The 19,715-nt window shown below is 61.5% G+C and carries 15 protein-coding genes; 3 read left to right on the top strand and 12 right to left on the bottom strand.

The annotated features are described in order from the left end of the window. Positions 1-36 precede the first annotated feature (36 nt). Positions 37-1,329, top strand: coding sequence for a DNA polymerase IV (locus CO657_RS06465; protein WP_003587253.1), 1,293 nt, complete (start codon positions 37-39; stop codon positions 1,327-1,329). 92 nt (positions 1,330-1,421) lie between these two features. Continuing rightward, the gene (locus tag CO657_RS06460) at positions 1,422-2,678 is read left to right on the top strand and encodes a L,D-transpeptidase family protein (protein ID WP_054181882.1); all 1,257 of its coding nucleotides are present in this window, start codon (positions 1,422-1,424) and stop codon (positions 2,676-2,678) included. Between the two features lie 58 nt (positions 2,679-2,736). Here CO657_RS06460 and dnaE read toward each other — a convergent pair whose 3' ends face one another. Further along, positions 2,737-6,234, bottom strand: coding sequence for a DNA polymerase III subunit alpha (gene dnaE, locus CO657_RS06455; protein WP_054181881.1), 3,498 nt, complete (start codon positions 6,232-6,234; stop codon positions 2,737-2,739). Between the two features lie 501 nt (positions 6,235-6,735). On the opposite strand from dnaE, the gene CO657_RS06450 reads away from it, so the two are divergent. After that, a complete protein-coding gene (locus CO657_RS06450; RefSeq protein WP_054181880.1) occupies positions 6,736-7,200 on the top strand; it encodes a DUF5680 domain-containing protein in 465 nt (154 codons plus the stop codon). Between the two features lie 8 nt (positions 7,201-7,208). Here CO657_RS06450 and CO657_RS06445 read toward each other — a convergent pair whose 3' ends face one another. The 11 genes from CO657_RS06445 to nuoK all read right to left on the bottom strand — a co-directional run bounded on the left by CO657_RS06445 (position 7,209) and on the right by nuoK (position 19,707). Then, on the bottom strand, positions 7,209-7,892 hold the full coding sequence (locus tag CO657_RS06445) for an ABC transporter ATP-binding protein (protein ID WP_003587257.1): 684 nt from the start codon (positions 7,890-7,892) through the stop codon (positions 7,209-7,211). Positions 7,893-7,906: 14 nt separating this feature from the next. Then, a complete protein-coding gene (locus CO657_RS06440; protein WP_003587258.1) occupies positions 7,907-9,211 on the bottom strand; it encodes a lipoprotein-releasing ABC transporter permease subunit in 1,305 nt (434 codons plus the stop codon). A 15-nt stretch (positions 9,212-9,226) separates the two neighbouring features. Next, on the bottom strand, positions 9,227-10,549 hold the full coding sequence (gene proS, locus CO657_RS06435; RefSeq protein WP_003587259.1) for a proline--tRNA ligase: 1,323 nt from the start codon (positions 10,547-10,549) through the stop codon (positions 9,227-9,229). A 592-nt stretch (positions 10,550-11,141) separates the two neighbouring features. After that, the gene (locus CO657_RS06430) at positions 11,142-11,417 is read right to left on the bottom strand and encodes a DUF1467 family protein (protein ID WP_003587260.1); all 276 of its coding nucleotides are present in this window, start codon (positions 11,415-11,417) and stop codon (positions 11,142-11,144) included. Between the two features lie 139 nt (positions 11,418-11,556). After that, positions 11,557-11,961: a methylmalonyl-CoA epimerase gene (gene mce / locus CO657_RS06425; RefSeq protein ID WP_003587261.1), complete on the bottom strand. Its 405-nt coding sequence runs from the start codon at positions 11,959-11,961 to the stop codon at positions 11,557-11,559. A gap of 2 nt (positions 11,962-11,963) precedes the next feature. Further along, the gene (locus CO657_RS06420) at positions 11,964-13,634 is read right to left on the bottom strand and encodes a ribonuclease J (RefSeq protein ID WP_003587263.1); all 1,671 of its coding nucleotides are present in this window, start codon (positions 13,632-13,634) and stop codon (positions 11,964-11,966) included. 17 nt (positions 13,635-13,651) lie between these two features. After that, complete coding sequence (locus CO657_RS06415; RefSeq protein WP_054181879.1) at positions 13,652-14,416, bottom strand: biotin--[acetyl-CoA-carboxylase] ligase; 765 nt, start codon at positions 14,414-14,416, stop codon at positions 13,652-13,654. Next, positions 14,416-15,861 (bottom strand): NADH-quinone oxidoreductase subunit NuoN, encoded by a 1,446-nt coding sequence (nuoN, locus tag CO657_RS06410; RefSeq protein ID WP_003587266.1) that lies wholly within the window; start codon positions 15,859-15,861, stop codon positions 14,416-14,418. Before nuoN ends, CO657_RS06415 begins: the two co-directional genes overlap by 1 nt. 18 nt (positions 15,862-15,879) lie before the next feature. Continuing rightward, entirely contained in the window at positions 15,880-17,391 is a 1,512-nt protein-coding gene (locus tag CO657_RS06405) for an NADH-quinone oxidoreductase subunit M (protein WP_054181878.1), read from the bottom strand. Beyond that, entirely contained in the window at positions 17,391-19,391 is a 2,001-nt protein-coding gene (gene nuoL / locus CO657_RS06400) for an NADH-quinone oxidoreductase subunit L (protein ID WP_054181877.1), read from the bottom strand. Before nuoL ends, CO657_RS06405 begins: the two co-directional genes overlap by 1 nt. Before the next feature lie 7 nt (positions 19,392-19,398). After that, positions 19,399-19,707, bottom strand: coding sequence for an NADH-quinone oxidoreductase subunit NuoK (gene nuoK / locus CO657_RS06395; protein WP_003587269.1), 309 nt, complete (start codon positions 19,705-19,707; stop codon positions 19,399-19,401). Positions 19,708-19,715 lie beyond the last annotated feature (8 nt).

Below are 19,715 nucleotides of genomic sequence, written 5' to 3'. Positions count from 1 at the left end.
GGCGTAGTGTCGCGGCGTTCAACCTTTGTTCTCATGATGACGCCCGCGCCCGACAAGACACCCGGCTTCTGTCGCGACTGCCTTGCCGAGCAGAAGGGCGAGGCGCGCCGCTGCGTGTCCTGCGGCAGCCCGCGTCTGGTGCGCCATCGCGAGCTCTATGCCTTGACGCTTGCGCATATCGATTGCGACGCCTTTTATGCGGCCGTCGAGAAACGCGACAATCCGGACCTTGCCGACAAGCCTGTGATCATCGGCGGCGGCAAACGCGGCGTCGTTTCCACCGCCTGCTATATCGCCCGCATCCACGGCGTGCGGTCGGCGATGCCGATGTTCAAGGCGCTGGAAGCCTGCCCCGAGGCGATCGTCATCCGCCCCGACATGGAAAAATACGTCCGGGTCGGGCGCCAGGTCCGCGCCATGATGCAGGATCTGACGCCGCTGGTGCAGCCGCTGTCGATCGACGAGGCCTTTCTGGAGCTTGGCGGCACCGAGAGGCTGCATCACGACCCGCCGGCCCGCACCCTGGCCAAATTCGCCCGCCGGGTCGAGAAGGAGATCGGCATCAGCGTGTCGGTCGGGCTTTCCTATTGCAAATTCCTCGCCAAGGTCGCCTCCGACCTGCAGAAGCCGCGCGGCTTTTCGGTTATCGGGCGCGAGGAAGCGGTCGAGTTTCTGGCGCCGCGTCCGGTGACCACGATCTGGGGCGTCGGCAAGGCCTTTGCGGCGACGCTGGAGGCTGATGGTATCCGCACCATCAGCCAGTTGCAGCAGATGGAGGAAAACGACCTGATGCGCCGCTACGGCAGCATCGGCCAGCGGCTCGCCCGGCTGTCGCGCGGGATCGACGACCGTGAAGTGCATCTCAACGACGCGGCCAAGAGCGTTTCAGCGGAGACCACCTTCTTCGACGACATCTGGCGTTATGACGATCTGGTGCCGATCCTGCGCAATCTCTCGGAAAAGGTCTCCTGGCGGCTGAAGAAAAACGACATCGCCGGCCAGACCGTGGTCCTGAAGCTAAAGACCGCCGAGTTCAAGTTACGCACGCGCAACCGCAAGCTCGAAGACCCGACCCAGCTTGCCGACCGGATCTTTCGCACCGGGCTCGAGCTTCTCGAAAAGGAGACGGACGGCACGAAGTTCCGGCTGCTCGGCATCGGCGTCACCGATCTCGGCGATGCCGCCCGTGCCGATCCGCCCGATCTCATCGACCGGCAATCGGGCCGGCGGGCGGCGGCCGAAGCGGCGATGGACAAGCTGCGCGACAAGTTCGGCAAGAACACCGTCGAGACCGGCTACACCTTCGGCAGCGGCAAGCGCGATCACTAAAGCGTGAGCCGTGAGCGCCGCGCGGCCCATAAAATCTTCCTTAAACTTCGTCCCATAATGTGCCGGGCAAGTATTGCGTATGGTTGGCTATCATGTTCTCGCGTCTCGTCTTCGGCCTCGGCTTGCTGTCGGCCACCGCACTCGTGCACCCTGCTCTTGCCGCGGATGCGCGCACGCTGCAGATCATCGTCTCGAAGGACAAGCAGTCGCTTGCGGTCTATGACGGCACCGAGGTCGTCGCGACCTCGAAGGTCTCGACAGGCAAGGACGGGCACACGACGCCGAGCGGCATCTTCTCGGTGCTCGAAAAGCAGAAATACCACGAATCCAATCTCTATTCGAACGCGCCGATGCCCTTCATGCAAAGGCTGACATGGTCGGGCATTGCGCTGCACGAATCCAATTCCGTGCCGCGCTATCCGGCCTCGCACGGCTGCGTGCGCATGCCCGGCGCTTTTGCAAAAAAGCTTTACGGGATGACCGAGCCCGGCATTCCGGTCATCATCAGCGACGGCGAAGTGGTGCCGCAGCCGATCGACCATCCGACCCTTTTCCATCCAGAGGCGCCGGCGCCGATGCTGCTGCTTTCGGATGTCGAACTGCGGCCTTCGATGCCGGACAGCCCGGGCACACCGGTGCAGGTGGCGATGAACGACACGGCTGCGATGCCGATGCCGGCAGCGCCGCCGGCTGCGGCGCCCGAAGCCGAGCGGCCATCCGAACCGATCAGCATGCTGATCACCCGCCGCACGCTGCGCGAGACGGTGATCGACATCCAGACCCTGCTCAACCAGCTCGGCTTTTCCGCCGGCGATCCGGACGGGTTGCTCGGGCCGGCGACCGTGCAAGCGATCAAAGCATTCAAGACGCTGCGGCCGGCGGAATTTGCCGGCGACAGGAACCTCATCTCCGACACGCTGCTCAAATCTGTCTATGCCGCCACAGGCAAGGGTGAGCCGCCGAACGGCGTCATCATGGTGCGCCGGGCGTTCAAGCCGATCTTCGAAGCGCCGGTGACGATCGCCGATCCGGGCCTGGCGCTCGGCACGCATTTCTTCACGCTGCATGCACTCGATGAAAAGGCCGGTACGGCGGATTGGCTCGGCATCACGCTCGAAAACAATCTCTCGCGCGAGACGATGAAGCGGCTCGGCGTCACCAATCAGGAAAGCTCGATCGTCAGCGGCAGGCCGATTGCCCGGTCGCTCAGCCGCATCAAGATCCCGGAGGAGACCCGCCGCAGGATCGAGGCGCTGATCGCGCCCGGCTCGACGCTGACGATCTCCGATACCGGCCTCGGCCGGGATACCGGCGAAGGCACGGATTTCATCACCATCACCCGGGGTTGATCGCAATCACCCCAGGATGATCAAATCGCGCGGGTTGATGTGCATCACCCCGAGATGATCAGACAAGCTCGACATCGACGACGCCGGGGGCGGCGCGGAGAGCGGCGGCGATCTCCGGCGTGATGCGGTATTTCTCCGCCAGCGCGACTTCCACCTCACGTTTGCCCTCCTCCTTGATGACGATGAAGGAAACGAGGCCGTCGCCCCTGGCATTGAGATGGCCGGCGACCATCTTCAGCGGCCCGGAATCTCTGACATAGACGCGCAGCGCCTTCTGCATCTGCAGCGACTTTTCCTCCAGCGACTGGATCGTCTGGACGCGCAGGCCGATGCCCTCCGGCCGCTCCTCGCCGGTGGCGGTCAGCACGAAGGATTTTCCCGACTCCAGCACGTCGCGATACTGGTTCAGCATTTCCGAAAACAGCACGGCCTCGAACTGGCCCGAGGAATCGGAAAAGACGATGATGCCCATCTTGTTGCCGGTGCGGGTCTTGCGCTCCTGCTTCGAAATGACGGTGCCGGCGAGGCGCGCATTGAAGGCGCCCTGTTTGATCGCCTGGGAAAACTCGGCAAAGGTCTGAACCCGCATCTTCTGCAGGAGGTTGGCGTAGGAATCGAGCGGGTGGGCTGTGAGATAGAAGCCCAGCACCTGGAATTCCTTGAGCAGCCGCTCGGAGGCAAGCCAGGGCGAAAACGGCGGCAGGGAGATCTTCTCGGGCCCCGAGGTCAGCGTGCTGCCGAAAATATCCGACTGGCCGCTCAGCTTGTTCTCCTGGGCGCGCTGGGCATAACCGAGGATACGGTCGAGGCCGGCTGACAGCTGGGCGCGATCGGTACCGAAACAATCGAAGGCGCCGGCAAAGATCAGGCTTTCGAGCACACGGCGGTTGACCTGGCGCGGATCGATGCGCAGGCAGAAATCCTCGATGCCGGCAAAGGGCTTGTCGCCACGCACCTCGACGATATGGTCGACGGCGGATTCGCCGACCCCCTTGAGGGCGGCGAGCGCGTAATAGATGCGGTTGTCGCCGGTCTGGAAATGGCGGAAGGAGGTCTGCACCGAAGGGGCGATCACCTCGATGCCGAGCCGCTTGGCATCCTGGCGGAAATCATTGACCTTTTCCGTGTTGGACATGTCGAGCGTCATCGAGGCGGCGAGGAATTCGACCGGATAATGCGCCTTCATATAGGCCGTCTGATAGGAGACGATGGCGTAGGCGGCGGCATGCGACTTGTTGAAGCCGTAATTGGCGAACTTCGCCAGCAGTTCGAAAATATTGTCGGCCTGCGGCTTCGAGACGCCGTTCTTGACGGCGCCGACGACGAAGCGTTCGCGCTGCTGGTCCATCTCGGCCTTGATCTTCTTGCCCATGGCGCGGCGCAGCAGATCGGCCTCTCCAAGCGAGTAACCGGACAGGACCTGGGCGATCTGCATCACCTGCTCCTGATAGACGATGACCCCTTGGGTTTCCTTGAGCAGGTGATCGATCATCGGATGGATCGATTCCAGCTCTTCGTCGCCGTGCTTGCGGGCATTGTAGGTCGGGATATTCTCCATCGGGCCCGGGCGGTAGAGCGCCACCAGCGCGATGATATCCTCGATGCAGTCCGGCTTCATGCCGATCAGCGCCTTGCGCATGCCGGCACTTTCCACCTGGAACACGCCGACCGTCTCGCCGCGCGACAGCATCTCGTAGGTCAGTTTGTCATCGAGAGGAATGGCCGCGAGATCGACATTTATGCCGCGTTTGGCGACGAAATCGACGGCGACCTTCAGGACGGTCAGCGTCTTCAGGCCAAGGAAGTCGAACTTGACGAGGCCGGCCTGCTCCACCCATTTCATGTTGAACTGAGTGACCGGCATGTCCGAGCGCGGATCGCGATACATCGGCACCAGCTTGGAAAGCGGGCGATCGCCGATGACGATGCCGGCGGCATGCGTCGAGGCATGGCGGTAAAGCCCCTCGATCTTCTGGGCAATGTCGAGCAGGCGCGCGACGACAGGCTCTTTCGCCGCCTCCTCCTGCAGCTTCGGCTCCTCCTCGATCGCCTTGGAGAGCGGCGTCGGATTGGCCGGATTGTTCGGCACGAGTTTGCAGATCTTGTCGACCTGACCGTAGGGCATCTCAAGCACACGGCCGACGTCGCGAAGGGCGGCGCGCGCCTGCAGCGAACCGAAGGTGATGATCTGCGCCACCTGTTCGCGGCCATACTTGGCCTGGACGTAGCGGATCACCTCTTCGCGGCGGTCCTGGCAGAAGTCGATGTCGAAGTCCGGCATCGAGACGCGTTCCGGATTGAGGAAGCGTTCGAAGAGCAGCGAAAACCGCAGCGGATCGACGTCGGTGATCGTCAAGGCGTAGGCGACAAGCGACCCGGCGCCCGAACCGCGGCCGGGACCGACCGGGATGTCGTGCTGCTTGGCCCATTTGATGAAGTCGGCAACGATCAGGAAGTAACCGGGAAAACGCATGCGCTCGATGACGCTGAGCTCGAAATCCAGCCGCTCGCGATAATCCTTTTCCTCGTAGCCCGGCGACATGCCGAGCGTCGAAAGCCGCATATCCAGCCCTTCCACAGCCTGGCGGCGCAGTTCGCTCGCCTCGGCGCGTTCGGCCTCCTCGGCGTCGTCGGTCGCGCCGGTGAAGCGCGGCAGGATCGGTTTTCGCGTCTTCAGCACGAAGGAGCAGCGCTTGGCGATCTCGATCGTATTTTCCAGCGCTTCCGGCAGGTCGGCAAACAGCTTGGCCATCTCGGCCCGGCTCTTCAGATAATGGTCCGGGGTCAGGCGAAAGCGGCTGTCGTCGGAGACGATGGCATTGTGAGCGACCGCCATCAGCGCGTCATGGGCGTCGTAATCGTCGCGGGTCGGAAAGAAAGCCTCGTTGGTCGCAACGAGCGGCAGGTCATGGGCATATGCGAGCCCGACGATCCTCTGCTCGTGGCGTTTGTCATAGGTGCCGTGCCGCTGCAATTCGACATAGAGCCGGTCGCCGAAGAGACGCTTCAGCGCAAGCAGCCGGGCTTCCCCTTGCGCGGGATGGCCTTCCTTGATCGCCGCGTCGACAGGCCCGGTCAGGGCGCCGGTCAGGGCGATCAGCCCTTCCGTGCCGGCCTCCTCCAACCACGAGGCACGGATATGGATCGCCTGGTTGCTTTCACCGCCGAGATAGGCGCGGCTGACGACATCGACGAGCCGTTCGTAACCGGCATCCGTGGCGGCGAGAAGAACGATCGACGGCAGCTTGACCAGCGCCTGCTGGCCGCCGCGCTTTTCCGTTTCCAACCCGTCTTCCATGTCGATCGAGACCTGGCAGCCGATGATCGGCTGCAGGCCGTCGTCCATCGCCTTCTGGGAGAATTCCAGCGCAATGAACAGATTGTTGGTATCGGTGATGGCGATCGCCGGCTGGCTGTCGCCGGTCGCCTTGTAAAGTATCTTCTTCAGCGGCAAGGCGCCTTCGAGAAGCGAATAGGCGGAGTGGACCCTCAGGTGGATGAAGCCCGGCGTACCGCCGGTCGCCTCACCCGTTGAACCCATTGCCATATCCGCCATGTCATGCCTTCCCAATCACCCGAATGAATCGGACGCATTGTCGGCATAGAGGGCGATGATGTCCAGAAGAAGTCCCGCGTCCGGACCGCATGTTTGGCATGCGGTCCCCTGAAAACTTTAGATCGCCATGACGATGAGGGAGAAGCTGGCGACGAACATTGCGATGGAGGTGAATGCTGCGATATCACGGATCATGTCAGTCATTTGGCTCTCCTTTACTCGTTATGTTTTCAATTTGTTCGATATATGTTCCATTGTCAACAGGAATCTTTTCCTTCTTTCTTGCGTTTGAAAACCCCGGACGCACATCGCGAATCGGCGGGGACTGTGCGCGATCCGTTGGGCCGCTCCGGTCCTTTCGCAATCGGTGACGCTGGGACATGCTGCTTGCGCGGCAGACCGCCTCTTACGGCGACCCGCTTGCTTCCCGTTATTGTTCTGTTTTTGTTCTTTACATGCCGCAGCATATTTGCCAGCATCCGGCGGAGAGGAGAACGGGATATGCTCGACATTGCAATGCTCAATGAATTCGTCGTGGAAGCCAAGGCTGCGACCTATGTCGGCGGTGGTGTCCCACGCGCGCCCTGCCGGCCGGGTGCCCACGATATCGGTTATGAGCGCGGCGACTGGCGCTATCTCGACAGTTATTTCGGCGGCACCGATTTCGCCGGACAGGAGGTTGTCTGGTTTGCCGGCGAGCCTGTCTGGGTGATGAATTATTTCGGTTGGATCGTTGCACCGGATCTGATCGACGGCGCTGCCGCCGGTGCGGTGATCAAGGCGGCACTTTCAGCCATGTACCGGCAGGGGCGCTTTCTCGGCGGAATGGAATTCGATCATCCGCTCGGCCGCTATATCGATCACAGCGAAGGGGACTGCGAGCGGTTCGGCGGCAGTGAATGCATCATGGTCGACAACCGGAAAGCCTATAGGCTCGACTATCGCGGCGGGCTGGCCATCCCCTGACCTCAGTGTCAGAAATCGACGATCTTGCCATCCGAGATCGTCACGCGCCGATCCATGCGGCGGGCGAGCTCGTGATTGTGGGTGGCGATGAGGGCCGCGAGGCCGGACTGGCGCACCAGCGCCTCCAGCGCATCGAAGACGTAGCTTGCCGTTTCAGGGTCGAGATTGCCGGTCGGCTCATCGGCAAGAAGCAGGGTCGGCGCGTTGGCGACGGCGCGGGCGATGGCCACGCGCTGCTGCTCGCCGCCGGAAAGCTCGCCAGGGCGATGGGCGCCGCGGTGGCCGATGCGCATGTAGTCGAGAAGCTGGCCGGCCCGCTCTCCGGCTTCCTTCCAGGAAAGCCCGGCGATCAGCTGCGGCATCATGATGTTCTCAAGTGCGGAAAATTCCGGCAGCAGGTGGTGGAACTGATAGACGAAGCCGATTTCGCTGCGGCGGATCGCGGTGCGTTTCTCATCGCTCAGGCCGTCACAGGCATGGCCGCTGATGTTGACTTCACCACCGTCCGGATGCTCCAGCAGGCCGGCGATATGCAGCAGCGTCGACTTGCCGGTGCCGGAGGGAGCGACGAGAGCGACAATCTCGCCCTTCGACATCGAAAAATCCGCGCCCTTCAGGATCGGCAGCAGCGTATCGCCCTGCCCGTAATGGCGCTCGACGCCGGTAAGATTGAGAACGACGTTGCGTTTCATGAAGGCGGCATTCCTTATTCGTAGCGCAGGGCCTGCACCGGATCGAGCCTGGAGGCGCGCCAGGCCGGAAAGATGGTCGCGATGAAGGAGAGCGTCAGCGCCATGACGACGATCGAGATCGTTTCGCTGAGCTGCATCTCGGCCGGCAGCTGACTGAGAAAATAGACCTGCGGATTGAAGATCACCGTGCCTGAAATCCAGGAGAAGAACTGGCGGATGGATTCGATGTTGACGCAGACGAGGACGCCGAGCAGCACGCCGGCAACAGTGCCGACGATCCCGATCGCCGCCCCGGTCATGAAGAAGATGCGCATGATCGCGCCGGCGCTGGCGCCCATGGTGCGCAGAATGGCGATATCGCTGCTCTTGTCCTTCACCAGCATGATCAGGCCGGAGATGATGTTCAGAGCTGCGACAAGCACGATCAGCGTCAGGATCATGAACATGACGTTGCGCTCGACCTGCAGCGCCGAAAAGAAGGTCTGGTTGCGCTGGCGCCAGTCGGTGAGGTTGATCTGGCGGCCAGCCGCTTCCTCCACCTTGGGCCGCAGAGTGTCGATATCATCGGGGTGATCGACGAAAAGCTCTATCGACTGCACCAGTCCCTCGGCATTGAAATACAGCTGCGCTTCCTCGAGCGGCATGAAGATGATCGAGGAATCATATTCCGACATGCCGATCTCGAAGAGACCGGAGATCTTGTAGGACTTGACGCGCGGGCTGACGCCCATCGGCGTAATGTCACCATCCGGCGACGTCAGCGTGATGAGGTCGCCGACGCTCAGGCCGAGCTGGTTGGCCATGCCGGTGCCGATCAGCACGCCCTGGCCGGAGGCAAAACCCACCATGTCGCCTGATTTGATGTTGCCGGAGATCGTCTTGAGCTTGGTCAGGTCCTCGGCGCGGGCGCCGCGCACCAGCGCACCGGTGCTGCCGCCAGCCTGGGCAGAGGCAAGCACCTGGCCTTCCACCAAGGGCAGCGCCATCTTGACGCCCGGCACGGCGGCAAGCCTGCTGGAGAGGTCGGCATAATCGGTGAAGGGGCCATCGGACGGCTGGACGATCATATGGCCGTTGATGCCGAGGATGCGTGAGACGAGCTCGGTGCGGAAGCCGTTCATGACGGCCATGACGATGATCAGCGTCGCAACGCCGAGCATGATGCCGACGAAGGAGAAGCCGGCGATCACCGAAATGAAGGCTTCCTTGCGGCGGGCGCGCAGATAGCGCCACGCCACGAGGCGTTCGAAGGTGGAAAATGGCTTGCCAGCCGGACCCAAGCCGGATTTCGAACTCCGGTCCACTGCTGCCTCTGCCATTTCGCCTCCGTTTCCTTAAGCCACGAACCTGTTGATCGCCGCTTCGATGGTCATCGTTTCGCGGGCGCCGGTCTTGCGGTCCTTCACCTCGACTTCGCCGTTGGCGACCGCGCGCGGGCCGGCGATGATCTGGAAGGGCACGCCGATCAGGTCGGCAGTCGCGAACTTCGTGCCGGCCCGGTCGTCGGTATCGTCGTAGAGCACATCCTTGCCGGCCTTGGTCAGCGCGGCATAGATCAGCTCGCAGGTATCGTCGCAGGCCTGATCGCCCGCCTTCATGTTGATCACCACGATATCGAAGGGCGCGACCGACGCCGGCCAGATGATTCCGTTGTCGTCATGCGATGCTTCGATGATGGCGGGAACAAGGCGTGTCGGGCCGATACCGTAGGAACCCATGTGAACGAAGTGTTCCTTGCCGTCGGGCCCCTGCACTTTCGCGCCCATCGCCTCGGAATATTTCGTGCCGAAATAGAAGATATGGCCGACTTCGATGCCGCGCGCCGACAGGCGGTCGCCTTCGGGAACGGCGTTGAAGGCCGCCTCGTCGTGCATTTCCGAGGTCGCCGCATAGAGCGAGGTCCACTTGTCGAAGATCGCCTTCAGGCCGTCGACGCTGTCGAAATCAGTGCGGTCGTCGGGAATATCGAAGCCGACGAAATCCTTGTGGCAGAAGACTTCGGACTCACCGGTGTCGGCGAGGATGATGAATTCATGGCTGAGATTGCCGCCGATCGGGCCGGTGTCGGCGCGCATCGGAATGGCGCGCAGGCCGAGCCGGTCGAAGGTCCTGAGATAGGCGGCGAACATCTTGTTGTAGGAATGCTCCGCCCCTTCGCGCGTCAGATCGAAGGAATAGGCATCCTTCATCATGAATTCGCGCGAGCGCATGGTGCCGAAGCGCGGGCGGATCTCGTCGCGGAACTTCAGCTGGATATGGTAGAGATTGAGCGGCAGGTCCTTATAGGACTTGACGGAGGAGCGGAAAATATCCGTCACCATCTCCTCGTTGGTGGGGCCATAGAGCATCGGCCGGTCCTGGCGGTCCTTGATGCGCAGCATCTCCTTGCCATAGGCGTCATAGCGGCCGCTTTCCTGCCAGAGTTCGGCCGATTGCAGGGTCGGCATCGACAACTCGATCGCGCCTGCCCGGTTCTGCTCGTCGCGGATAATGGCGTTGACCTTGTCGAGCACGCGTTTGCCGAGCGGCAGCCAGGAATAGATGCCCTGCGACTGCTGGCGGATCATGCCGGCGCGCAGCATCAGCCGGTGGGAGACGATTTCCGCCTCCTTGGGGTTTTCCTTGAGGATGGGCATGAAATAGCGGGACAGACGCATGGCGGATTCCGAAGCAGTTGAGATCCCGCCGCAAGCGGAATCGAGAGACAATGGTTAATGTCGGGAGCGTTCATAGCCGCTTCGCGGCAGGAAGGAAACCCGCAACTGATGTCGGCAACCTCCCGCACGCGCATGTTCAGCCCCGCAAAATGACAGGGCATGAAAAAGCGCGTGTTTATAAGGACTTGAACGAAAATCTTGTCAACAGAAAAATTTTGCTAGAGTGTAGCAAAAATGCAAAAAAAGCTAATGACAAAGCCCAATGTTTGAGCTAGCTTTAGCTCACAAAACAGGCAGGAAGGATAAATTCTTGCCGAATTCGCGGTCAAGTCTTGGGAGGATCAGATCTTAGGCGCGCTCGTCGCTGCCCCGGCAACGGTTACAGATCACGCGATACTTAAAACAAGGCTTTTAGCCTTGTTTTTTTTTGGCTTTTCGGCTTCATCCGCCCCTAAAAATCCAGCCAACTTTCGTAAGGGAATGATCCTCATTCCGTTACGGCAGCTCTTTGCCGCAACAGCATGACGCTGGTATGACGAAGGTCGCTTTTTAATGATATACATATGCCCAAAGTTTGGGCAAAAGTTTGATCTTAATAGAAGCTCGGCCCGAGTTGTGGAAGGGCATCGAAGCCCCAGCCGAAATAGGTGTCGCAGACATACCAGGTGCCGTAGATCAGAGCGGAAATCAGCGTCGTCAGCGAAAAGGTGAAGACGGCTCGAAAGCGGCTCGGCGCGCTCGGAACAGTGCCGAGCACGACGTCATTGTCCTCAGCCTGGGTGCGCAGACCGATCGGCAGGACAGCGAAAAGCGTCATCCACCAAATGATGAAATAGACGGCAAATCCCTGAAGAAAAATCTGAAGCATTGGGGTTCCCGATAGTGTCGCGCCGACAGCATGCGACAGACGTTCTGTCACTTCCAGTTCGGCCCTTATACGGCGGAATGGCAGCCAACTCAAAGCCGATGAAGCGTGTGGCCGCCTAGAGGGCATTCTGCCGCAGGCTTCACGCCTGTTCGAGTTCGATCAGCGTGCCGAAGAAATCCTTGGGGTGCAGGAAAAGCACCGGCTTGCCATGCGCGCCGGTCTTCGGCTGGCCGTCGCCGAGCACCCTCGCCCCGGCCGCGACCAGCCGGTCACGTGCAAGCAGGATATCGTCCACCTCATAACAGATATGGTGCATGCCGCCGGAGGGGTTCTTTTCGAGGAAGGTTGCGATCGGCGAGGTTTCCCCAAGCGGCTGCAGCAATTCGACCTTGGTGTTCGGCAATTCGACGAAGACGACGGTGACGCCGTGCTCCGGCAGAGCCTGCGGCTGCGATACGGCAGCACCCAGCATGTCGCGATAGGCGGCGGTCGCCGCTGCCAGATCGGGAACGGCGATGGCGATGTGGTTTACCCGGCCGAGCATGATCAGACCTTGGTGACGAAGGCGGTGACAACCGGCTTCTTGCCCCAGGCATGGTTTGCCGCGGCGCGGATGGCGCGGCGCACCGCCTCCTGCACCATGTCGATATCCTTGCGGCGGGCGCGCGGAATGCTTTCGATGGCACTGATCGCCGCATCGAAGAGCGTATCTTCCATCTCCTCGCCCTCGTCGTCATAAACAGGCAGGCCGATCGAAACGAGATCGGGATCACCGACGATGTCATAACGCGCGTCGAGCACGACGCTGACCGCGACATGGCCGACATAGGAGAGCTTCTTGCGCTCGCCGATCCCCATCTCGTCGAAATCGCCGATCAACGAGCCGTCCTTGTAGATGCGGCCATGCGGCGCCTGGCCGATCACCTCGGCGGGACCGGGCGCCAGCCGCAGGATATCGCCGTTGCGCACGCGCGGCACCAGGGCGATGCCGGATTGCTCGGCAAGTTCCTTATGCGCCGTCAGATGCGTCGCCTCACCATGCACCGGCACGACGATCTTCGGCCGCGTCCACTCGTACATCCGCTGCAGCTCGTTGCGGCGGGGGTGGCCGGAAACATGAACCAGCGCCTCGGTATCGGTGATGATGTGCACGCCCTGCTCGACAAGGCCGTTCTTGATGTCCTGGATCGCCTTCTCATTGCCGGGAATGGCGCGGGAGGAAAAGACGACGATATCGCCCGCCGCAAAGGCAACATTGCGCATCTCGTCGCGGGAGAGCTTGGCAAGCGCTGCCCGCGCCTCGCCCTGGCTGCCGGTCAGGATGACGACGACCTTGTCGCGCGGGATGTAGCCGTATTCCTCCTCGGAGATGAAGGGTTTTACGCCCTCCATCAAGCCGATATCCTGGGCGACGTCGACGACGCGCTTCAGCGAGCTGCCGAGCAGCAGCACTTCGCGGCCGGCCGCCTCGGCAGCTTCGGCAACGGTGCGGATGCGCCCGACATTCGACGAGAAGGTGGTGATCGCCACCCGGCCCTCGGCATCCTCGATAATCTTGCGCAGGCTTTCCGAGACATCCTTTTCGGAGGGCGAAACACCGTCGCGCAGCGCATTGGTAGAATCGCACATCAGCGCCAGAACGCCCTCGTCGCCGAGCTGGCGGAACCGCGTCTCATCGGTCAACGGGCCGAGCGAGGGCTCGTGGTCGATCTTCCAGTCGCCGGTATGGATGACGTTGCCGACCGGCGTGCGGATCATCAGCGACATCGGCTCGGGGATTGAATGGTTGACGGCCACGCCTTCGATGCTGAAGGGGCCGACATTGATCGTGTCGCCTGCCTTGAACGGCGTCACCGGCACTTCGCCGATCCTGGCCTTTTCGAAATTGCGCTTGGCTTCGAGCAGACCAGCGGTAAAGCCCGAGGCATAGACCGGCACATTCAGGCCCGGCCAGAGATCGGCGAGCGCGCCATAATGGTCTTCATGCGCATGGGTGATGATGATCGCCTTGAGGTTCTTGCGCTCACTGGCGAGGAAGCGGATATCGGGCAGCACGAGGTCGACGCCCGGCAGGTCGGGGCCGGGAAAGGTGACGCCGCAATCGACCATGATCCATTGGCGATGCTCGGGCGGGCCGTAGCCATAAAGAGCGAGATTCATGCCGATCTCGCCAACGCCGCCCAGAGGCAGGAATACCAATTCGTCCTGTTTCGCCATAATTTTCGTTTTTTCCGCTATCCAAAAAACACATCACCGGCAGCAATGGGCATTATCCTGCCAGTGCCGGTATCGAGCATCAACAAGCCATTATCATCAATTCCGGCGAATTGTCCGGAAATCGATCGGTCCGGCAAATTCACCGTGATCTTTTCGCCGATGCCGCAGGCGATGGCGCGCCAGCGTGCGGTGATCTCGGCAATACCGCGGCCTTCATCCCATTGATCAAGCACATCCGCCATCGCCGCGAAGAGATGGGCGAAGAGTTCCTCCGGCGACGCCGCACTTGCATGCTGACGCAAGCAGGTGACGGGGTAGAGCGGATTATCCGGCATGACCGAGACATTGATGCCGATACCGACGATCAGGGCGTAACGGCCGTCCGGCAGCCTCTCGCCTTCGACGAGAATGCCGCAGGTCTTCTTACGGCCGATGAGGATATCGTTCGGCCATTTGACCTCAAGCGGCTCGGCGCCCGGCGGCAGCACCTGGCGGATCGCCTGGTGCACGGCAACGGCGACGGCAAGCGGCAGGGAACTCAGGCACTCCATCGGCGCCGGATCGATCAGCAATAGAGAGGCGTAGAGATTGCCGCGTTCGGACACCCAGAGCCGGCCGCGGCGGCCGCGGCCGCCGGTCTGGCGTTCGGCCGTCACCCAGAGATTACCGCCGTCGCCCGCCCGAGCCCGGGCGAGGCATTCGTTGTTGGTGGACGACGTTTCCGACAGAGCCTCGTGCCTGAAATCGCCGAGCGATATCCGGCGTCGTCCGTCGGAAACCATCAAAAGAGCGTCGCGGCTGCAAGCTCCGCCGCGCCGCCGATCGGGCCGCCGATCAGGACATAGGCGGTGACGAAGAGACCGGAAAGACCGAAGACCAGGCGCAACGACCCGGAGACACGGGCGAATTCGCCGGTCGCCTCATCGAACCACATCAGCTTGATGACGCGCAGATAATAATAGGCGCCGACGACCGAGGCGAGAACGCCGATGATGGCGAGCGCATAAAGCTTGGCTTCGATAGCCGCGACGAAGACGAAGTACTTGGCGAAGAAGCCGGCGAGCGGCGGGATGCCGGCGAGCGAGAACATCAGCGCCGTCAGCACCACCGCCATGAACGGGTTGGTGGTGGAGAGGCCGGCGAGATCGTTGACCTCCTCGACGACGGTGCCGTCCTTGCGGCGCATCGACATGATGATCGCAAAGGTGCCGAGGGTCATGACCATATAGATGACCATGTAAAGCATGACGCCGGAGACACCGGTCTGGTTGCCGGCGGCAAGGCCGACCAGCGCGTAACCCATGTGGCCGATCGACGAATAGGCCATCAGCCGCTTGATGTTCTTCTGGCCGATCGCGGCAAAGGAGCCAAGCAGCATCGAGGCGATCGAGATGAAGACCACGACCTGCTGCCAGTCGGCCAGAACCGGCTGGAAGGCGGTGATGACGATGCGGGTCATCATTGCCATTGCGGCAACCTTGGGGGCTGCGGCCAGGAAGGCGGTGACCGGCGTCGGCGCGCCTTCATAGACGTCAGGCGTCCACATATGGAAGGGAACGGCCGAGATCTTGAAGGCGATGCCGGCGAGGATGAAGACCAGGCCGAAGATCAGACCGAGCGAACGCGCACCCTCGACGGAGAGCGCCTGGGCGATCTCGGAGAAGTGGGTGTGGCCGGTGAAGCCATAGACCAGCGACATGCCGTAGAGCAGCATGCCGGAGGAAAGCGCGCCGAGGACGAAATATTTCAGGCCGGCTTCGGTCGACTTCAGGCTGTCGCGGTTGATCGCGGCGACGACATAGAGCGCCAGCGACTGCAGTTCCAGCGCCAGATAGAGCGAAATCAGGTCGTTGGCCGAGATCATCAGCAGGATGCCGAGGGTCGCCAGCACCAGAAGAACCGGGAACTCGAACTTGTCGAGCTGGTTTTCGCGGGCGTGACCCATCGTCATGAACAGGGCGACCAGCGAACCGATGAGCGCTACCAGCTTCATGAAGCGCGAGAAGCCGTCGGCCATGTAGACGCCGCCATAGGCAAGGCCTTCCGCCGGCACGAAGAGCAGCCACAGGCCGGCGGCAAGCAGCAGAACGATGGCCAGGCCAGTGACGACGAGGCCAGACCGCTCGCCTGAGAAGACGCCGACCATCAACAGGACAAGGGCGCCGACCGCGAGGATGAGCTCCGGCGCGGAAAGATGCAGACTGAGGAGAATTGTTTCAGCGGTCATGTCCGATAAGTCCCGTCATCAATTCATAGACAGCGCAATATTCTGCGCTGCGTGCACGGCGGCCGTGTAGTTGTTGACCAGCAGATCCACCGAGGCGGCCGTCGCATCGAAGACCGGGGCCGGGTAAACGCCGAAGAAGATGGTCAGTGCGACCAGCGGGTAGAGGATAAGCTGTTCGCGTCTGGAAAGATCGAGCAGCGCCTTCAGCTTTTCCTTCTCGAGCGCGCCGAAGATCACCCGGCGATAAAGCCAGAGCGCATAGGCGGCCGAGAGGATGACGCCGGTGGCGGCAAAGAGCGCGACCCAGGTGTTGACCCGGAAGACACCCAGCAGCGTCAGGAATTCACCGATGAAGCCCGAGGTGCCGGGAAGCCCGACATTGGCCATGGTGAAGACCATCATGGCGACGGCATATTTCGGCATGTTGTTGACGAGGCCGCCATAGGCGTTGATCTCGCGGGTGTGGGTGCGGTCGTAGACGACGCCGACGCAAAGGAAGAGCGCGCCGGAGACGATGCCGTGCGAGAGCATCTGGAAGATCGAGCCCTGAACACCCTGCATGTTGGCGGCGAAAATGCCCATGGTGACATAGCCCATGTGCGCCACCGAGGAATAGGCGATCAGCTTCTTGATATCGTCCTGCATCATCGCCACCAGCGAGGTGTAGATGATGGCGATGACCGACAGCGCGAAGACGAAGGGTGCGAAATAATCTGACGCGACCGGGAACATGCCGAGCGAGAAGCGGATCAGACCGTAGCCGCCGAGCTTCAGGAGCACGCCGGCCAGGATCACCGAGCCTGCCGTCGGCGCCTGAACGTGGGCATCGGGCAGCCAGGTATGAACCGGCCACATCGGCATCTTCACCGCAAAGGAGGCGAAGAAGGCAAGCCATAGCCAGGTCTGCAGCGCCGGCGGGAACTTGTAGGCGAGCAGCGCGGTGATATCGGTGGTGCCGGCCTGCCAGTACATCGCCATGATGGCGAGCAGCATCAGCACCGAGCCGAGCAGCGTATAGAGGAAGAACTTGTAGCTCGCGTAGACCCGGTCCTTGCCGCCCCAGACGCCGATGATCAGGAACATCGGAATGAGGCCCGCCTCGAAGAAGACGTAGAAGAGCACGATATCGAGCGAGACGAAGACACCGACCATCATCGTTTCGAGGATGAGGAAGGCGATCATATATTCCTTCAGGCGCTTCTCGATCGACAGCCAGCTCGCCAGCACGCAGAAGGGCATGAGGAAGGTCGAGAGGATGACGAACAGCAACGAGATGCCGTCGACGCCGAGATGGTAGCCGATGCCGGTGCCGAGCCAGTCATGCTTTTCGAGCATCTGGAAACCCGGATTGGCATTGTCGAAGCCGATCCAGATAAAGAGCGAGACGACGAAGGTGAAGACGGTGGTGATCAGCGAGATCCACAGCACGTTCTTGCGGCCGGTTTCGCTCTCGCCGTTCATCAATAGCAGGAGCACCACGCCGACGAGCGGCAGGAAGGTGACCGTTGTAAGAATAGGCCAATCGGTCATCAGAAGGAACTCCCGAGCATCATCCAGGTAACAAGCGCCGCAATGCCGATCAGCATGGCGAAGGCGTAGTGATAGAGGTAACCGGTCTGCAGGCGGACGACGCGGTCGGTGACGGCGACGACGCGGGCGGCCACGCCGTTCGGGCCGTAAGTGTCGATGACGCCGACATCACCCTTCTTCCACAGGAAGCGGCCGAGCGCCTTGGCGGTGCGGACGAAGAGGAAGTCATAGAGTTCGTCGAAGTACCACTTGTTCAGCAGGAACTGGTAGAGAACACGGTGCTGCCTGGCGAGGGTGCGCGGCGTCTGCGGCGAACGGATATACATGTACCAGGCGGTGACGAAGCCGAGCAGCATGGCGATGAAGGGGCTCAGGCCCACGAGCGCCGGCACATGATGGAACTGTTCGACGAGTTCGTTCTCGGCGCCAGTAAACAGCGCGCCCTTCCAGAACTCGGCATACTCCTCGCCATAGAACCGGCCTTCGAAGATCACGCCGGCAAACACGGCGCCGATCGCCAGGAGATAAAGCGGCACCAGCATGACCTGCGGCGACTCATGGACGTGGTGCATGACCTCATGCGAAGCGCGCGGCTTGCCGAAGAAGGTCATGAAGATCAGGCGCCAGGAATAGAAGCTCGTAAACAGAGCCGCGATGACCAGCAGCGAGAAGGCAAAGCCTGCAACCGGCGAATGCGAAGCATAGGTCGCCTCGATGATCACGTCCTTGGAGAAGAAGCCGGCAAAACCGATCGGCGTAAACGGAATGCCGACGCCGGTGATCGCCAGCGTGCCGATGATCATCAGGATGCCGGTAACTTTGATATGCGGATACAGGCCGCCCATGTAGCGCATGTCCTGCTCACCATCGACGGAATGGATGACCGAGCCGGCGCAAAGGAACAGCAGCGCCTTGAAGAAAGCGTGCGTGAACAGATGGAAGATCGCCGCGCCATAGGCCCCTACCCCGAGCGCCACGAACATGTAGCCGAGCTGCGAGCAGGTGGAATAGGCGATGACGCGCTTGATGTCGTTCTGCACCAGGCCGACGGTCGCCGCGAAGAAGGCGGTGATCGCACCGATCACGGTGACGACGACGAGCGCATCCGGCGACAGTTCGAAGAGCGGCGACATGCGGGCGACGAGAAAGACGCCGGCGGTGACCATGGTGGCGGCATGGATGAGGGCCGAGACCGGGGTCGGGCCTTCCATGGCGTCGGGCAGCCATGTGTGCAGCAGGAACTGCGCCGACTTGCCCATGGCGCCCATGAACAGCAGCAGGCAGACGCCGGTCAGCGCATGCGCCTTGTCGAGCTGCATGCCGAAGAGGTTGAGGATGACTTCACTCGCCTCGCCGCCGCCTTCATGCGGGGCGAAGTTCGAGGCATTGGCGAAGATCGTGTCGAAGTTGATCGAACCGAACAGCACGAAGACGCCGGCAATGCCGAGCACGAAGCCGAAGTCGCCGACGCGGTTGACGATGAAGGCCTTCATCGCCGCAGCCGTTGCCGACGGTTTCTTGAACCAGAAGCCGATCAGCAGATAGGAGGCGAGACCGACACCTTCCCAGCCGAAGAACATCTGCGCCAGATTGTCGGCCGTCACCAGCATCAGCATGGCGAAGGTGAAGAGCGAGAGATAGGCAAAGAAGCGCGGGCGATGCGGATCGGTGTGCATGTAACCGATCGAATAGACGTGAACCAGCGTCGAGACCGTGTTGACGACGATCAGCATGACGGAGGTCAGCGTATCCACGCGCAGCGACCAGGAGACGTCGATGCCGCCCGACTGGATCCAGCGCAGCACCTCGACCTTGATCGGGCCGCCTTCGGCATGACCCATGCCGACGGTGAAGAACACGATCCAGGAGAGGATGGCGGCGATGATCATCAGGCCGCTGGTGACATATTCCGAAGCCTTGGCGCCGATGGCGCGGCCGAACAGGCCGGCGACGATCGCACCGATCAGGGGAAGAAAGACGATAGCCTTATAGAGGAACATGAGCCACTCAGCCCTTCATCATATTGACGTCTTCGACCGCGATCGAGCCGCGGTTGCGGTAGAAGACAACGAGAATTGCAAGACCGATCGCCGCTTCGGCAGCCGCGACCGTCAGGATGAACAGCGCGAAGACCTGGCCGACGATGTCGTTCAGGAAGGAGGAGAAGGCGACCATGTTGATGTTGACGGCGAGCAGGATCAGTTCGACCGACATCAGGATGACGATGACGTTCTTCCGGTTCAGGAAGATGCCGAAGACGCCGAGCGTGAAGAGGATGGCGCTGACCGTCAGGTAGTGGGAAAGTCCGATGACCATGTTCTTTG

Origin of the sequence: Rhizobium acidisoli, assembly GCF_002531755.2 — a bacterium.
Lineage (GTDB): Bacteria > Pseudomonadota > Alphaproteobacteria > Rhizobiales > Rhizobiaceae > Rhizobium > Rhizobium acidisoli.
This window is presented reverse-complemented; position numbering and strand designations above follow the sequence as displayed.

Excerpts from the sequence above, each read along its gene's own strand:
- nuoN (WP_003587266.1), bottom strand. The coding sequence starts at position 15,861 with ATGACCGCTGAAACAATTCTCCTCAGTCTGCATCTTTCCGCGCCGGAG.
- CO657_RS06420 (WP_003587263.1), bottom strand. The coding sequence starts at position 13,634 with ATGGCGAAACAGGACGAATTGGTATTCCTGCCTCTGGGCGGCGTTGGC.
- proS (WP_003587259.1), bottom strand. The coding sequence starts at position 10,549 with ATGCGTCTGTCCCGCTATTTCATGCCCATCCTCAAGGAAAACCCCAAG.
- nuoL (WP_054181877.1), bottom strand. The coding sequence starts at position 19,391 with ATGTTCCTCTATAAGGCTATCGTCTTTCTTCCCCTGATCGGTGCGATC.
- CO657_RS06465 (WP_003587253.1), top strand. The coding sequence starts at position 37 with ATGACGCCCGCGCCCGACAAGACACCCGGCTTCTGTCGCGACTGCCTT.
- CO657_RS06415 (WP_054181879.1), bottom strand. The coding sequence starts at position 14,416 with ATGGTTTCCGACGGACGACGCCGGATATCGCTCGGCGATTTCAGGCAC.
- dnaE (WP_054181881.1), bottom strand. The coding sequence starts at position 6,234 with ATGGCGGATATGGCAATGGGTTCAACGGGTGAGGCGACCGGCGGTACG.
- CO657_RS06450 (WP_054181880.1), top strand. The coding sequence starts at position 6,736 with ATGCTCGACATTGCAATGCTCAATGAATTCGTCGTGGAAGCCAAGGCT.
- CO657_RS06405 (WP_054181878.1), bottom strand. The coding sequence starts at position 17,391 with ATGACCGATTGGCCTATTCTTACAACGGTCACCTTCCTGCCGCTCGTC.
- nuoK (WP_003587269.1), bottom strand. The coding sequence starts at position 19,707 with ATGGTCATCGGACTTTCCCACTACCTGACGGTCAGCGCCATCCTCTTC.
- CO657_RS06460 (WP_054181882.1), top strand. The coding sequence starts at position 1,422 with ATGTTCTCGCGTCTCGTCTTCGGCCTCGGCTTGCTGTCGGCCACCGCA.
- CO657_RS06440 (WP_003587258.1), bottom strand. The coding sequence starts at position 9,211 with ATGGCAGAGGCAGCAGTGGACCGGAGTTCGAAATCCGGCTTGGGTCCG.
- CO657_RS06430 (WP_003587260.1), bottom strand. The coding sequence starts at position 11,417 with ATGCTTCAGATTTTTCTTCAGGGATTTGCCGTCTATTTCATCATTTGG.
- mce (WP_003587261.1), bottom strand. The coding sequence starts at position 11,961 with ATGCTCGGCCGGGTAAACCACATCGCCATCGCCGTTCCCGATCTGGCA.
- CO657_RS06445 (WP_003587257.1), bottom strand. The coding sequence starts at position 7,892 with ATGAAACGCAACGTCGTTCTCAATCTTACCGGCGTCGAGCGCCATTAC.